Source organism: Puniceibacterium antarcticum (assembly GCF_002760615.1).
Classification (GTDB): Bacteria; Pseudomonadota; Alphaproteobacteria; order Rhodobacterales; family Rhodobacteraceae; genus Puniceibacterium; species Puniceibacterium antarcticum.
Window position 1 is genome coordinate 38,868 of record NZ_AWWI01000016.1, and the last position, 14,552, is coordinate 53,419.

The following is a 14,552-nucleotide window of genomic DNA, read 5'->3' on the forward strand; positions in this document are numbered from 1 at the left end:
TTTACGATTGCGGTGGAAGATTGCCCGCCCCCTTGAAAGAGGCGGATTTTGCAATTGAAATATGCGCTTCGGACATCTGCAGCTTGCCACCCGCTATAGGCATGGTGATGGGTACGGGCAGAACAACGTCTACGATGGCGGGCACAGGCTCCCCATCGGCCCAATTTTCGACCGGCGCCGACCACAAGCTCGTCAACGCCGCCGTCCAGCGGCCGAGCGGCAGGACGGGCAGCACCAGCGCAAGACTCTTGTTGAGATACGTCATCAGGTCATTGACCGTGCTCATCCTGCGCCTCCGTGCCTTTGTCTGTCGTGGCAGAAAGCATCCAGCCGATGCTGCTGGCATCCGTGACCTTTGCCTGCGCATCTGCGGAATTTCCTGAGAACAGCACAAAATCGATCATCACGCCGGGCGGAAGGCCAAAGCCGAAGACCGCCAGCTGGACGTTGTCAAACGACATCGCATAGACGTTGCGGCCATCGTCCATGGCCACCTTGAGCAAGTTCGCTGTCTGGAACTTGGTTGAGATGAACCCCTGAAGATCGAACCCCTGATACCCCGCAGACAGGGACGGCAAAGCGACCATGACGCAGGCGGCGTCACTATCCGGCACGGTGGGCGACGGGCCCCATGCAATGGTCAGCGCAGCCGACATGCCTGCGTGTGCATCCGACAACGACCCCAATGATCCCAAAGAGATGTTGTAGGTCAGTCCATAAGTCGGCGTGTTCGTCGTAAAAGGCGACGCAGCTGAGCGGGCATCACCGTCGCCGCTAGGTCCATCATCGGCAGGCCTCGGGGCCATCAACTCCAGCACATTCACCGCCTTTGCGCGGCCTGCAACCCTGGTTTTGGTCGCAGGATCAGCCACTTCAAAAGCGGTAAGCTGCATCGGCAAACTGCCCAGCAGGCTGTGCGGGCGCACCGCCGTGGGTGTCGCCTTTGGCGTCAGCGTCGTTTCATGCAACAGCACCTGTTTGCTGCTGGCGATCATCGCCCCCTGCGCATCAAGGTCGAAATCAATCGAAACCGTCAGTCCTGAAAATGCCAACCCATGCTCTTTTCCGCCTGCTACGGGCAGCGGCGTGCCATAGGAAAACAGGTCCAGCCCGCCAGAGCCTGCAAATGGATCCGCATCGAAAAACAACTCTCCATCCAGCGTGAAATTCGCCGCAACATGGGTCACATCCGCATCCTCGACACGACTTTGACCAGCCTCGCCGGCAGTGACGGGCACAAGGCTGGCATGGGTGATCCGGATGCTTTCGACGATGCGAACCGTCCCGTCGCCGGAAACAACCGGGGAAAAGACAAAGGCGTTCTCGCTGACAAAGATCACCCTGCCGATATCTCCGTGCACCTGATACCGGCCCTTGATGCTGAGCGTGTCGCCCTTTGGATTCTCTTGCGTGACGGGAAGGACGACGTCGCGGCCCAGCAGCGTTTTGACAATCAGATCCACAGTGACATGCAGTTGCACAATGGCTGAATTTCCGATCTGCGCGACCAGCTCCGCCACCTCATACTGCGGGTCCTCGGGTGGCGGGCCATCAGTGTCAGAACTGGCGTCACGGTGATAGTTGATCACCCCAAAGACCGACGATTGCGCAACCTTCGCGGCAGTGACCTTGCTGGTCTGGATACCGACATGATGCGCCACCAGCTGCCCGGGGATCCCCCCCAGAAGCATTTGCAGATCCGGCGGCATCCCGTTGCCATCTATCGGTGTGTCAAATGCGATGACCCCTGTCCACGCGGCGTTGTCTAGCAAGCCGCGAAAGGCCGTGAACGGATCTTCGCCCACAACGGCCTTTTCGGGATCGGCGGCTGCAAACAATGCCGCCAGACGCGCAACGATCCCGTCCACATCATCGACATAGGCGCCGCCATCGGTCCAGGATGTCGGGTCCAGCGCCATTTCACGCAGGGTCCGGACCGGATCAAGCTTGATGATCAGGATAGAGGGCCGGGACCCTGTTTCGATCCCGCCGCACACACCATCAAGGGCCACTGCAAATTCAAATCCCGCCACCTCAATCCGGTTTTGAAAATTCCAGGCGGGATCCACCTTGCTCGCCACAAGAAACAGGTTCTCGCGGGTCAGCAGCGTTGAAACCGCCGGGGCGACCTTCTTTGGATCCCCCGTGCCATCAAAGCGCAAGGCGTTAGGTGATATCGCCGTGCCGGTGCCGACTCCCAGCGTCACATCGGTAAAGATGCCGTTCGCATTTACATTGACGATATATCCCTGTGGCGTGATCACCGGATGGGTGTCGGACCCGTTCATGCGCTCACGCACGCTGAGGGCTGTTGGCAATATCACCTTCGCGCCGTTCGGGGCATCCAGCAACCTGCTGTGTCGTTTCGGGCCAAGCGCCTTTTGATCCAGACGGCCAATCAGCGCGGCTGTCACATCCGGGTTGATCGGGCCGCGTCCGGGGTGTTCCAGAAAAACGGCGCCGACAAAGAGCATCGGAAAGGCAGGCGTTTTTTCAAGCGGAGACAGCTGGGCAAGCGCGGCGAACAAAAACCCTTCTGCAGCGGTCTCGTCTGGCAAGAACAGATTGGCGGTGCGCGATTGCCCAAAATAGGCGCGGCCCGTGGTGGCAGGGCCCTTGCGCACCGACACATAGGAAGTCGTCAGGCCACCTTGCACGGGGGCGCTGTCCGGCGGGGGGATGTAGGCCGGATGCTGAGGTTCGAAATTGATCCGGTCCCCTTCCGCAAGCCGGACGAAATCCAACGCAAACAATCCCGGCATCATATCGATGGGGCGCGCCAGCGGTGCCTGGGCCGTCGCACGGGTGCGCTGCTCCCCCGGCGTCTCCATGGACGGCAGGAACACCCCGGCGGGGCTCATCGGGGTGGGCGCGGCGTCACCCGGCACCGCTGCAAGAGGTGGGGAGTAGGCAAAGCCACCACCGATATAGGCATCAAAGGGTAGACCCTCTTCCAGCGGATCGGCAGGTGTCAGCGCAACAACCGCCCCATTCACCGCAGCCCCATAGGGCGACACCAACGCACGGGCATTGGCAACCTGACTGGCTTGGTTTGAAGGGCCCGCAGCTTCTGTCCCGCCCAGCATCCGGCCCGCTCGGTCGATGCGCAGACCGGCAGCTTCAGGCCTGTGGGGCCGGTAGGGGTTCAGCAAGACGTTGAAGGCGCAAAGCCCCTTCTGATCCGTCGGGGCCGGTGCCTTCGGCGCAAACAGGGGCATCCGCAGAATGTGCAGATCATCGCTGCGCGGCGCACCATCGGCAATATGGGCTGAATTGTACTGATAGACGGTCTCTAGACCGAACTGATCGGCCAGCGTGCCCAGATCCAGCGCCAGAGGCATTGCCAGACTGCCCGTCTGCGGACCATCAAACGCAATCTGGCAAACCCAGGCGGTGTCATCCCACTTGCGCGGATTCACCGGATACCCGGCGGTCTGCACCAAACCATCCACGGTGACGGACACGTTTGCCGTGTCACACAGCAGCGTCATCGATGCCGGTGCGCCGCCGCCCTTGTCGTTGAGCAGGAAGGACAGGGCGCCACTCGCGCCGATCTGCGCATTGAGGGCAATGCTGAACCTGTCGCAGTCGAATGACGCACTGCACCCGCCGGTCCCCTCCCGCGGCTTCGAACCCGGGATCCACTGCATGAACATCTTGTTGTCGAAATCACCCGCGGCACGCAGCCAGACAAAAGCGTTGGCATTGCCCGTTTGCGGGACGATGGGCGGCAATTTCCTGCGCGCTTCGGTGGCAAATGCGGGGATATCGACCTGGGCAAGATCAACCGGCGTAAACAGGCACCACCCCACCCCCGTCTGCCAAAACCTGTCAAAGGTCAGTGCAGCCCCGGCTTGCGGCGGGGCCATTGTCAGCACGTAAAGCCACATCGGTCCGGCAATGCTGAAAGCATAAAGACCGTCCCCCAGATCCTTCATCGGATCAAGGAAAGAAAGTCCGTCGCTGCCCGTCGCATATGTCACAACCCGACACCTCTTGTGGGACTGATACCTGCGCCGCATCCTCACGGCGCAGGGAAGAACCGGCAGATCAGGGAATGACAAACGATCCCTGAATTGGCGCGCCATCAGAAAGCAGCATCCAGGAAACGCTCGTGGTGCTGGCCCAGAAGATGTAAATCTGAAGCTCATCGCGGGGGTTTACGGACGTCGGTATCGTGATGCTCACGCTCGACTGGCCGCCCCCGCTGGTCGGAGTGATCTCGACGCTGTTGACGCCCACTTTGAACTCACCGGGGGCACCGGACGCGCTGCCGGTGAAAACTGGCAGGTCAGCGGCTGCGGGCACACCTGGCGCCCAGGAGGTGGAATCACATTCCGCGACGGTGAACCGTTTCGGGCCGTTGTTGACCGTCATGTAAAGACTGATCGGCGCCGCGTTGAAGATATAGACTTTGGACATTGGTTTCTCCTCGTTGGGTCTTGGTCATTGTTTCAGGGTTGGATCATTCGATATGGACACTCCCTGCCACTGGCTCGCCGTTGCACAGCAACATCCACATGTTGGCGTCGCTCGATTCCGCAGCCAGGTAGAGCTGCAACGCATCGCCCGTTTGCACGCTTGTCGGCACGACGATTGTCGCATTCGCGATCCCCGGTGCGGTTGCAGGTGTGATCGAGACGTAATTTGGTCCCACTCCGATCACTCCGGGCGCGGGATAACTGCACAGGCTCAGCGGCGGACGCACAGCAGAGGGCATCCAGTCGGTCGCCGTCGCTGCCGGAAATATCAGAAACCTGTCTGCCCCGTTATTCACGGTGATATAGATCTGTGTTGCCGTTGAATTGAAAACGGAAACAGCCCCAAGAACTGTATTCGTGCCAGCCATGGCTACACCCAACTCACGGCGCGTGGATCACCGACATCGTTGACAACAAAAATTCCGCGCGCCATTAGATAAAATGTCAGATATTCTGACCCTTGCGATGCGGTGCTCAAATTCAGCGTGAGCGTGAAACTTGGTCCCGTTTCGAAATTGACTGTCAAAGCATAAGCCATAACGCTGCTGGCACTCAGCTGTTTCGCCGATTGATAAAGACCCATGATATAGTCAGGGGGCGCTGCGACCTCGTAGGGCGCAATATTCTCAAGAAGATCAGCCTTTTTTCCCTGATATTCGAACTGAACGGACGTGATCCTGACCGGTGTCGCGTTAACCATATGCACATCCGGATTCGACACGCCCCCAGGTCTGCTCGGCGTCATATCATCCGGGCGCGGCGCAATCGCGATTGACGTTTCGCTTCCGCTAATATTGGCAGATGTATTCAAAAAACTCAAATCACTCGGTCCCTTTTATGGGCGCACGCAAACCATCAACAACCAAAAAATTGGCAAATTTCCAATACCACAACATGCACCGGACGCCGTAAAATTTCAAAAGTCCTGACTTTTCGGCGAAGCCGTCAAACCGCAACCTGCACGATTGTGTTTCATACCTTTGCAACTTAAATTATCGTAGCACCGTGTTTGTTTTTTTGTCTAGCGCGCATTTTATTTTAAATCAAATTTAACATTGGACAGGTGATTGATATTCTGTGCTATCTGCAATGCTTCGTGATTCCATTTTTGGAATCCGGGGGCTTACAGCGATTGAATGGCATTGCCATCTTGTTCAGAAATGTTGGATTGGCGATCCGCTCCTTACGAACGCCTCAACCAATATGCAGCGCCCGAAAGGCGTCTGCTCTCCCTGCGATACCATTGCTTGCGTGATATGGATCCAGCACCTGCGCCAAACCTCTGGCTGGTCTCGGCGGAAGGGGGGTGATTTAATGGAGAAACCTCGATGCAGCCGCTCAGCCGCCAAAGAGACCGATCGCCGTTCCAAAGAAATAGCCGACGCTGACCATCGTGATTGCGTAGGCCGTGCCGCCTATGACATTCCAGCGCGTGAACTGGCGCAACCCCATATCCGAAAGGCCGGCGACAACCGGTACGATGGGCCGCAACGGACCAAGAAAATGCCCAATCACGATGCTTGCAGCACCGTATTTTGCAAAGAAACGCCTGCCCCGCGCGAGGTTCGCAACCGACAGAACCGCGCGCCCTTCACCAAAAAGCGTCTCGCCCTTGGTGCCGATCCAGAAACTGGCTTGTGAGCCGCAAATGGTGCCTATCCCGACAAACCAGATCATGTCGCCGATGTCGAAAATGCCCCGCGCCGCAAGCGCCCCACCCAGGACGACCACAACGGTCCCCGGTGAAAACACACTGGTCAGGACAAGCGCCTCGAAAAACGTCATCAGACCAATGACCCAGTACCCCCAGATCCCCATCGACCCGATGCTTGGCAGCAGACTACTCATCCGTCATGCGCCCAGTCGGATGCAAGGGGTGTATCGCTGCGTACATCTCTCAGGGCCCCCGTCGTTGCAGGATCGCTTCATGTGTACACCTGTGCTGGCCAGACAACCACCAAGGTCCGCGCGCCAGAACCATGTCATGACTGCGCCGTCCTGCAATCGCGATGATCCTGACCTCTGATAGCGCAGACCCTTCGGACAGAACACCGATCAGGCTCGTTGCCGTGATATCACGCTCTTGCTGATCTGGCATGTGACAACCTCCATTTCTGCATGGCGCGCTTTTGCTGAGCGGCACCGCAAATGTCCCCTGCATCTTGCCATAGACTCGGCAGATGCGTCAGAGCCAGTTCCACTGATCTAGCGACGAACTGACTGGCTTTCGAGGCTTAGAGCGTCCCGCCTTGAACCTGAAACACACTCATCGCTTTTCGCGTCGCAGGCGCAGCTGGCAGACAGCGCACAAGCGGGTCAAGTTCAAGGCGGGGCGCTTCAAGAATGCGACCCATTTGCCGCGCCATTCCGCAGGATCTGGCGCACGCGACCGCAAGGGCTGTCCAGCGACAAACAAAGCCCGAAAACGCCACGAAATACCCCCCTGAATTTCTACCAATCCTCGGACGACAGCCCAAGTTTATGGATGCGTGAATAAAGGGTGGTGGGGCGTATCCCCATCAACGCTGCGGCACCATCGGCGCCAGAGACGCGGCCACCCGTCTCTTTCAGGCAGGCGATCATGTTGGCGATACGGATCTGTTCGATATCGGCCTCGGTCAAAAGTGTCGACGCACTGCGCAGGCTGGGGGCGGACGGGTTCTGAATATCGACCACCAGCTTGCCCCCATGGGACACGATAGCGCTGCGTTCAATGACATTGGCCAGTTCCCGGACATTCCCGGGCCAGTCATACTGCTGCATCTTACGCATGATGCCTTCGGTGACAATCGGTTGCGGGCGCCCCAGCTTTTTGCAGGCCAGTGTTAAAAGATGTGACACCAGCGGCGGAATGTCTGCACTGCGTTCACGCAGAGGCGTGCATTGTATGGGAAAGACGTTCAGAAACAGGACAAGGTCATGCCGCAACCGCCCGGCCTGCACTTCTCTTTCCAGATTCCGATTTGTCGACGCGATGACACGCAGATCAATCGCGCGCTCGCGGTCATCGCCCAGCCGGGTGACCGCCCGCCGTTGCAGCGTTTCCAGAATCTGCCCCTGCTGATGCAGCGGAATGTCCGCGATCTCATCAATGTAGAGCGTGCCGCCATGCGCCAGTTCCAGCTTGCCCGGCTTGTCACGTACCGCCCCGCTGAAGGCCCCGCGCACATGGCCAAACAATTCGCTCTCGATCATGTCCCCCGCCACGGCACCGCCTTTGAAGTGGATCATCGGGCGGCGGCTGCGACTGCTATCGTTGTGAATGGCCGAGGCGACCAGCGATTTGCCGGTTCCGCTCTCTCCGGTGATCAGGACATTCGTGTCGGTGCGCGCCACCAGTTCGATCTGGGCAATGACCTGACGGATGGCCGCCGAATGCCCGATGATGTCGTGGTGCGCGCGCTCGATGTTGATCGCCTCCTGCAGATAGGCATTTTCCTGCATAAGGCTGTCGCGCAAGGCGCCGACCTCTTCCATGGCATCACGCAGCTTGCGTTCACTCTCCCACCGCTCCGTGATGTCGCGAAAGATCACCACCGCCCCCACCAGAACCTGACCTTCGTAGATCGGGGTCGACACGTATTCCACGCGGATCGGTCGGCCGTCCTTGCGCCAAAAGACTTCGTCGCCGATGCGGTTGACCTGCTCGAACCGGAAAGACCGATAGATCGGGCAATGCTGCGATGGATAGACCGCCCCATTCAGGTGGTGATGGTGGATCATGTTGTGGATGTCGCGACCCAACAGATCATCCGTCGTCCAGCCCAGCATTTCCTGCGCAGCGCGATTCACAAAGGTTGTCTTGCCATCCGCATTGACGCCATAGATTCCTTCGCCAGCCGCGTTGAGGATCAGCTGGTTCTGACGTTCCAGTTCGGAAAAGAACGCCTGCGCGCGCTGCCATTCCAGCAGGCCGCCGCCATACATCTTGGCCGCCTCATCCAGTTCGGTGCGGTGGTCCAGCGCGTCGAGGTCGATGATATTGAGCAACAGCACCTCTGCCCCTGCATCAGGAAAGGGTCGCCCGTGCAGCTCGCAGTTCAGGCGACGGGACTGCGCGGTTTGCAGTTCAACCCGGCGGGTCCAGGCCTCCTTGCGGTGAAACACCTCATCGATAAAAACGATCAGCTGGGTGAAATCCGCAGCAACACGTGGCGACAGCCGCGACCCCACCAGAGCGGCATCCTGAAACAGATCCACAGCCTCTGGTGTTGCGGCAAGGATGGTATCTGCACCCAGATCGACAAGCAGCGTCGGCCCAAAGGCGGCGCTCATCAGGGAATCGTGCTGTCTTGGCGTTTCGCTCATCCGCGAACTGAACCCGGACACGGCAGGCAGAGCAATACGAAAAATCGTAAATTACGGAATTTCGTAAAGCGTCGATAGCGTTAACATGACCTAGGATACTGAAATAATTCATGAATATTGATTTCACCTTTTCCCGTCCACTCCCTTCTGAAAGCTTGGCCCGTCCGCCAACATTAACCAAACCATGCATTGGAGTGTGCGATGACCATCAAAAGCCTCGGAAATCCGTTCTCGTCGAAGACCGATCTGCGGCACGGCGCCGACTGCGGTTGCAGCAGCTGCGTCACCACCGCAGTTGCAGGCACAGACCCCATCGACCTTTCGACCTCTGAAGGCATGCTGGAACGCGCTGTCGAAAGCGCGATTGTGCGCTCTGTCTTTGGCCAAAGCGATATTGGGCGTCGGTCCTTCATGGGGATGATGGGCGGCTCCACGATGGCGGCGGCGCTGGCTTCGGTATTTCCGATGAACGCGGCAAAGGCCGCGATCCTCGACAATCTCGGCACGCCGGAAAAGACCGACCTGAACATCGGGTTTGTGCCGATCACCTGCGCCACTCCGATCATCATGGCGGAACCTCTGGGCTTTTATGAACGCTACGGCCTGAACGCGCGGGTGATCAAGACCGCAGGCTGGGCGGTCGCACGGGACAAGTCTTTGGCAGGCGAATACGACGCCAGCCACATGCTGACACCCATGCCACTGGCGATGACGCTGGGGGCCGGGTCGGTGGCTGAACCCTACATCATGCCCGCCGTGGAAAACATCAACGGGCAGGCCATCGTGCTGTCGAACCAGCACCTGGACAAGCGCGATCCTGCCCAGTGGAAGGGTTTCACCTTTGGCGTGCCTTTCGAATATTCGATGCACAATTTCCTGCTGCGCTACTACGTGGCCGAATTCGGCCTCGACCCGGATGTCGACATTCAGATCCGCGTCGTCCCACCTCCCGAAATGGTGGCGAACCTGCGCGCCGGAAACCTTGATGGTTATCTCTCGCCGGATCCGTTCAACCAGCGCGCGGTCTACGAAGGCATCGGATTCATCCACCTGCTGACCAAGGAAATATGGGAAGGCCACCCTTGCTGTGCCTTTGCAGCACCGCTGTCGTTTGCAACGGAATTGCCCAACACCTATGGCGCGCTGCTGAAGTCTATCATCGACGCGACCCAATACGCGAGCAAGCCAGAAAACCGCAAGGAAATCTCGGCGGCCATCGCACCGACCAACTACCTCAACCAGCCTGTGACGGTGATCGAACAGGTGCTGACCGGCACCTATGCCGACGGGCTGGGCGAGGTAAAGCAGGTGCCAGACAGAATCGACTTCGACCCCTTCCCCTGGCATTCGATGGGCGTCTGGATCCTCACGCAGATGAAGCGCTGGGGCTATATCGAGAACGAGATCGACTACAAGGCCGTGGCCGAACAGGTCTACCTAGCCGCCGATTGCAAGAAGGTGATGAACGATCTGGGCTACGAGGCGCCTGACGTCACCTACAAGTCGCACATGATCATGGGCAAGACCTTCGATCCCGCCACGCCCGAGGCCTATGTCGACAGCTTCGCGATCAAGAAGGGCTAAGGTATGGCCAAGCTGAGCCTGAACCAACGCGCGGCCCTTCTGTCTGTCATCCTGCTGGTGGTCACCATCCTGATCTGGGAGGCCGCCATTCCGGCACAGCAGGCCGTGGGTGAACTGACCGAATACGAACGCCTGACCGGCGGCGGCGCACCCAGGGCGGGCGTTCCCGCCCCCAGTCAGGTGATCGTCAAAGCATGGGAAGAGCTGAGCAATCCGTTCTACGATGCAGGCCCCAACGACAAGGGGATCGGCATCCAGATCGGGTATTCGCTCTACCGGGTTCTGACGGGGTATCTGCTGGCGGCGCTGGTCGCCATTCCTCTGGGATTCCTCATCGGGATGAGCCAAGTGGCCTTCAAGGCACTGAACCCGTTCATTCAGGTGCTGCGGCCGATCTCTCCGCTGGCATGGATGCCGCTGGCCCTGTTCATCATCCAGGATTCAGAGGCCTCGGCGATCTTTGTGATCTTCATCTGTTCGATCTGGCCCATGCTGATCAACACCGCCTTTGGCGTGGCAGGGGTCCGTCAGGACTGGGTGAACGTGGCGCGCACCCATGAACTCGGGCATCTGCGCACCGCCTTCACCGTCATCCTGCCGGCCGCCGCGCCGACCATCGTGACCGGCATGCGCATCTCCATCGGCATCGCCTGGCTGGTGATCGTCGCGGCAGAGATGCTCGTTGGGGGAACAGGCATCGGCTACTACGTCTGGAACGAATGGAACAACCTCGACCTCACCTCTGTGGTCTTTTCGATCCTGATGATCGGTATCGTCGGCATGCTGCTGGATTGTGCCTTTGGCGTCGTGCAGCGCGCCGTGGCCTATGTGGAATAAGGAATGTGCGGATGTCCAAACCGTTTCTAAGCGTTGAAAACCTGACGCAGATCTATCCTGACGGTCAGGGCGGCGATCTGACTGTGTTCGAGGATGCCACCTTCGGCGTCGAAAAGGGCGAATTCGTCGTCATTCTGGGCCATTCCGGCTGTGGAAAATCGACGATTATGAACATCCTCGCGGGTCTGGCCGAACCATCCAGCGGTGTGGTCAAGATGGACGGGTTCGAAGTGTCGGGCCCCTCGCTGGATCGCGGCGTGGTGTTCCAGAACTATTCTCTGCTGCCCTGGCTCAGCACGCTCAAGAACGTGACCTTCGGCGTCGCCGCCCGCCATCCTGAATGGTCCAGACAGCAGGTCATCGACCATTCAAAGAACTACCTCGCCATGGTCGGGCTCGAAGGCGACGTGATTCACCGCAAACCCTCGCAACTGTCGGGTGGGATGCGCCAGCGGGTGTCCATCGCGCGGGCCTTTGCCAACCACCCCAAGCTTTTGCTTCTCGATGAACCCTTCGGCGCGCTTGATGCGCTGACCCGGGGCACCATTCAGGACGAGCTGCTCAAGATCTGGGGCGGCACCGAACAGACGGTGTTCATGATCACGCATGATATCGACGAGGCGATCCTGCTCGCCGACCGCATCCTTCTGATGTCCAACGGCCCCTTTGCACGCGTGGCGGAATCGGTCGAAATCACGATCCCCAGGCCGCGCAACCGCACCGATATCGTCGAACATGCCAACTACTACGCCATCCGCAACCACCTCGTGCACTTCCTCGGCCAGCGCTCGAAAGAGATTTCCGGCAAGGCCAAAGGGTCTGCGACCAACCGGCCCGAAACGGTGCGGATCGACAGGACCGGTCCCGCGGCCGACGGGCCCGGCGATGCGCCGCGTCGGCTGCGCGCCGTGATCACCTGAGCATCGCCCCTTTTCACCACGACAAGAGAAACCACCATGAAAGACCAATATGCCATGACTGACACGATGACCAAGGAAGATGTCACCGCCATGATCCTGTCGGCCAAGAAGCAGGCCGGCATGACCTGGGAAAGCATTGCAGAAAAAATCGGGATGTCCCCGGTCTGGACCCATTCCGCGGCAATGGGCATGAACGCCTTTCCCCCCGAAAAGGCCAAACTGATGGTCAGCGTCATGGGCCTGCCCCAAGGGGCAGAGGCCCTGCTGGCCGAAAGCCCGACCAAGATCTGGACACAGGCGGTGCCGACCGATCCCTGCATCTATCGTTTTTACGAAATCGTCGGGGTCTACGGCCCGACCCTCAAGGCGCTGATTCAGGAAAAGTTCGGCGACGGCATCATGTCCGCAATCGACTTCGACATGTCCGTCACCCGCGTCGAACACCCAAAGGGCGACCGGGTCAAGGTCGAGATGTCCGGCAAATACCTCGGCTACAACAGCTGGTAAAACTGCGGGGCAGCTTCGGCTGCCCCCGACGGCGCGCGAGGTTCAGACAGGCCCTGCAAGCACCGTTCGCGCCATCAAGAGCTTCCAAAGCACAGACCTGTCAGCATCGCGGCACCGCTGCGAAACCCATCACACCCCGTCAAACGCCCCCGGCTCCATCTCTTCCCAGAAGGCGACGATGGCCTTTAGGTTCGCCGCCGAACTCCAGCCGTTGCGGGCGAAATCCGCACGGTCCCCGGCGTCGCGCACCCGCGCCACAAACAGCCGCTTGTCGGCATCGCGCTGCGTGGGGCTGCGTCCTGCAACCAGAGTTTGCACCCGCGCCATCTGCGCCGCGCGCGCTTGCCGCCTGCGGCTCAGTTCGGCGTCCCGCTCCGGTCCTTGCGGCCCCGGCTCCGCAACCGGCTCAGCCTTTGGCGCGTCGCGGTAATCGCCCTTCAACGCAGCCGTCAGATAGCGCACCGGGCTTTCCACGCCGCTGCGCCCGTCAAGATAGTCCAGCTTTTCGCGCACATAGTCTTCGTCATGTTCGGCGATCCACTGCCGCGCCAGGCGGTCACTGACCCCAACCGCAACCAGCCGGTGATAGACCACGCCCTGCCGCACACCTTCGCCATCATCAATATCCAGCATCGCCAGCTGCGGGTTCTCGCGAATGCGGAACCGCACTTCGGTCACCTGTCGGCCCATCTTGCGAAACTCGGGCACCAGCAGGATGTTCGACGTCTTGTTGACCTCGTTCACCGCCGGCTTGATCACCTTGGCATTCAGATGTTTGAAGCTCTCGTAATATTCGCTGCCATCGACGCCCATCAGTCGACGGAACAGATCAATCGGCCACCAGCCCGTGCTCCCCGTGCGCACGAAGCGATAGCAGTTCTCATACAGCGCCAGCGCATGCCCGCTGGTGAAGCGCCGCTGGATGTTGAGGTTGATCAGCGCGAATACCTTCGGGTCGTGCAGTTTTTCGGCCAGCGCGGGCGAATAGGCATATTCACAAATCCCGGCCTTGAGCTTCGCATAGGACAGCAGCGAACTCACGCCCCACTCCTGCCGCCCCTCAGTGTCGAGCATGTCCCATTCCGCCGTCGTCTCGGCCAGACTGCGCAGGGATTGTTTCAGCGTGTCCATGTCGTTGGAATTGTAGCCCACCATCAGGCACAGCGTACGCGCATCGATCTGATGTTTGGGCTTCGTGATCAAAGAGTCATAGGCATTCAGCAACAGCACATTGGACAGCTTGCGCTGCAGCAGTGTGAGCTTGCCCGAGACGTGGATCGCGGCCACATTCTTTTTCACCGATTGCCGCCGCAGCGGTCCGGTCAGCCTGTCCTGCGGGACTGTCTTCTGCGCCATCGCTCTGCCCTCTTGCCGTGTCCGCTGATCCGGATCTGTCACGGTCTTCTGCTCGCTTCTATCATGCCTCAATAGGCACCTGACGACAATTCCTCTTTGGGGACCCGTTTACGGTAGGGCATCATCCCGCAAACGGGTTCCTATGGTTGAAATGCGTGCTTGCAAGCGGGATTTTAGGCTGCCGGACTCATGCAACAGGCCGAAACAGACTCTGTTTGATGCACTTGGCCCCCCTGCCCCGCAAGCTGGCCCCCCTCTTCCCGAGAATCGGAGTCCCTTGTCCTGCAGACGGGTCCCCATGCCCCCGCAAACGGGTGCCCATCTTCCCGTGGACGGGTCCCTAGACACTCTTAACATCTTGATAACGAACAGGACTTATCCCTCAAAGTCTGTAAAGACATCTAAAGATTAACAAGCTTTATGTGTCGTTCTTTTTGAGGGATTAACCAGATGAAGGGGGGTTTCGCGCGCGAAACCAGCGTCAGGACTCATTTATGTGCGGGTACAGATGCTGTTTCACATCACATCCAAGATGTGCGATGATTTGCACGATAGAGCG

General features: G+C 59.2%; 13 protein-coding genes. 4 read left to right on the top strand and 9 right to left on the bottom strand.

The genetic code is table 11. From position 1 onward, the window contains the following. Nucleotide 1: 1 nt before the first annotated feature. The 8 genes from P775_RS00885 to P775_RS00915 form a co-directional block, all read right to left on the bottom strand. Nucleotides 2-286, bottom strand: a complete 285-nt coding sequence (locus P775_RS00885) for a hypothetical protein (protein WP_099909193.1) — start codon at nucleotides 284-286, stop codon at nucleotides 2-4. After that, nucleotides 270-3,983, bottom strand: a complete 3,714-nt coding sequence (locus P775_RS00890) for a hypothetical protein (RefSeq protein ID WP_099909194.1) — start codon at nucleotides 3,981-3,983, stop codon at nucleotides 270-272. Before P775_RS00890 ends, P775_RS00885 begins: the two co-directional genes overlap by 17 nt. A gap of 67 nt (nucleotides 3,984-4,050) precedes the next feature. Then, nucleotides 4,051-4,422 (bottom strand): hypothetical protein, encoded by a 372-nt coding sequence (locus tag P775_RS00895; RefSeq protein WP_099909195.1) that lies wholly within the window; start codon nucleotides 4,420-4,422, stop codon nucleotides 4,051-4,053. A gap of 43 nt (nucleotides 4,423-4,465) precedes the next feature. Continuing rightward, the gene (locus tag P775_RS00900) at nucleotides 4,466-4,849 is read right to left on the bottom strand and encodes a hypothetical protein (RefSeq protein ID WP_099909196.1); all 384 of its coding nucleotides are present in this window, start codon (nucleotides 4,847-4,849) and stop codon (nucleotides 4,466-4,468) included. A gap of 2 nt (nucleotides 4,850-4,851) precedes the next feature. Then, nucleotides 4,852-5,301 (bottom strand): hypothetical protein, encoded by a 450-nt coding sequence (locus P775_RS00905; RefSeq protein ID WP_143520753.1) that lies wholly within the window; start codon nucleotides 5,299-5,301, stop codon nucleotides 4,852-4,854. A 518-nt stretch (nucleotides 5,302-5,819) separates the two neighbouring features. After that, nucleotides 5,820-6,329 (bottom strand): DedA family protein, encoded by a 510-nt coding sequence (locus P775_RS00910; protein ID WP_099909198.1) that lies wholly within the window; start codon nucleotides 6,327-6,329, stop codon nucleotides 5,820-5,822. 49 nt (nucleotides 6,330-6,378) lie between these two features. Continuing rightward, complete coding sequence (locus tag P775_RS27435; protein ID WP_143520754.1) at nucleotides 6,379-6,579, bottom strand: hypothetical protein; 201 nt, start codon at nucleotides 6,577-6,579, stop codon at nucleotides 6,379-6,381. A gap of 353 nt (nucleotides 6,580-6,932) precedes the next feature. After that, nucleotides 6,933-8,756, bottom strand: coding sequence for a sigma-54 interaction domain-containing protein (locus P775_RS00915; protein WP_245875512.1), 1,824 nt, complete (start codon nucleotides 8,754-8,756; stop codon nucleotides 6,933-6,935). A 234-nt stretch (nucleotides 8,757-8,990) separates the two neighbouring features. Here P775_RS00915 and P775_RS00920 point away from each other — a divergent pair, with 234 nt between their 5' ends. From P775_RS00920 to cynS, 4 genes are read left to right on the top strand one after another with little or no spacing between them, the layout of a single operon-like run. Next, nucleotides 8,991-10,373, top strand: coding sequence for a CmpA/NrtA family ABC transporter substrate-binding protein (locus P775_RS00920; RefSeq protein ID WP_099909200.1), 1,383 nt, complete (start codon nucleotides 8,991-8,993; stop codon nucleotides 10,371-10,373). A 3-nt stretch (nucleotides 10,374-10,376) separates the two neighbouring features. Continuing rightward, on the top strand, nucleotides 10,377-11,210 hold the full coding sequence (gene ntrB / locus P775_RS00925; RefSeq protein WP_099909201.1) for a nitrate ABC transporter permease: 834 nt from the start codon (nucleotides 10,377-10,379) through the stop codon (nucleotides 11,208-11,210). Between the two features lie 11 nt (nucleotides 11,211-11,221). Next, on the top strand, nucleotides 11,222-12,130 hold the full coding sequence (locus P775_RS00930) for an ABC transporter ATP-binding protein (protein WP_099909202.1): 909 nt from the start codon (nucleotides 11,222-11,224) through the stop codon (nucleotides 12,128-12,130). A gap of 36 nt (nucleotides 12,131-12,166) precedes the next feature. Then, the gene (gene cynS / locus P775_RS00935; protein WP_245875513.1) at nucleotides 12,167-12,637 is read left to right on the top strand and encodes a cyanase; all 471 of its coding nucleotides are present in this window, start codon (nucleotides 12,167-12,169) and stop codon (nucleotides 12,635-12,637) included. A gap of 129 nt (nucleotides 12,638-12,766) precedes the next feature. Here cynS and P775_RS00940 read toward each other — a convergent pair whose 3' ends face one another. Next, complete coding sequence (locus P775_RS00940) at nucleotides 12,767-13,993, bottom strand: replication initiation protein (RefSeq protein ID WP_099909203.1); 1,227 nt, start codon at nucleotides 13,991-13,993, stop codon at nucleotides 12,767-12,769. Nucleotides 13,994-14,552: the final 559 nt, after the last annotated feature.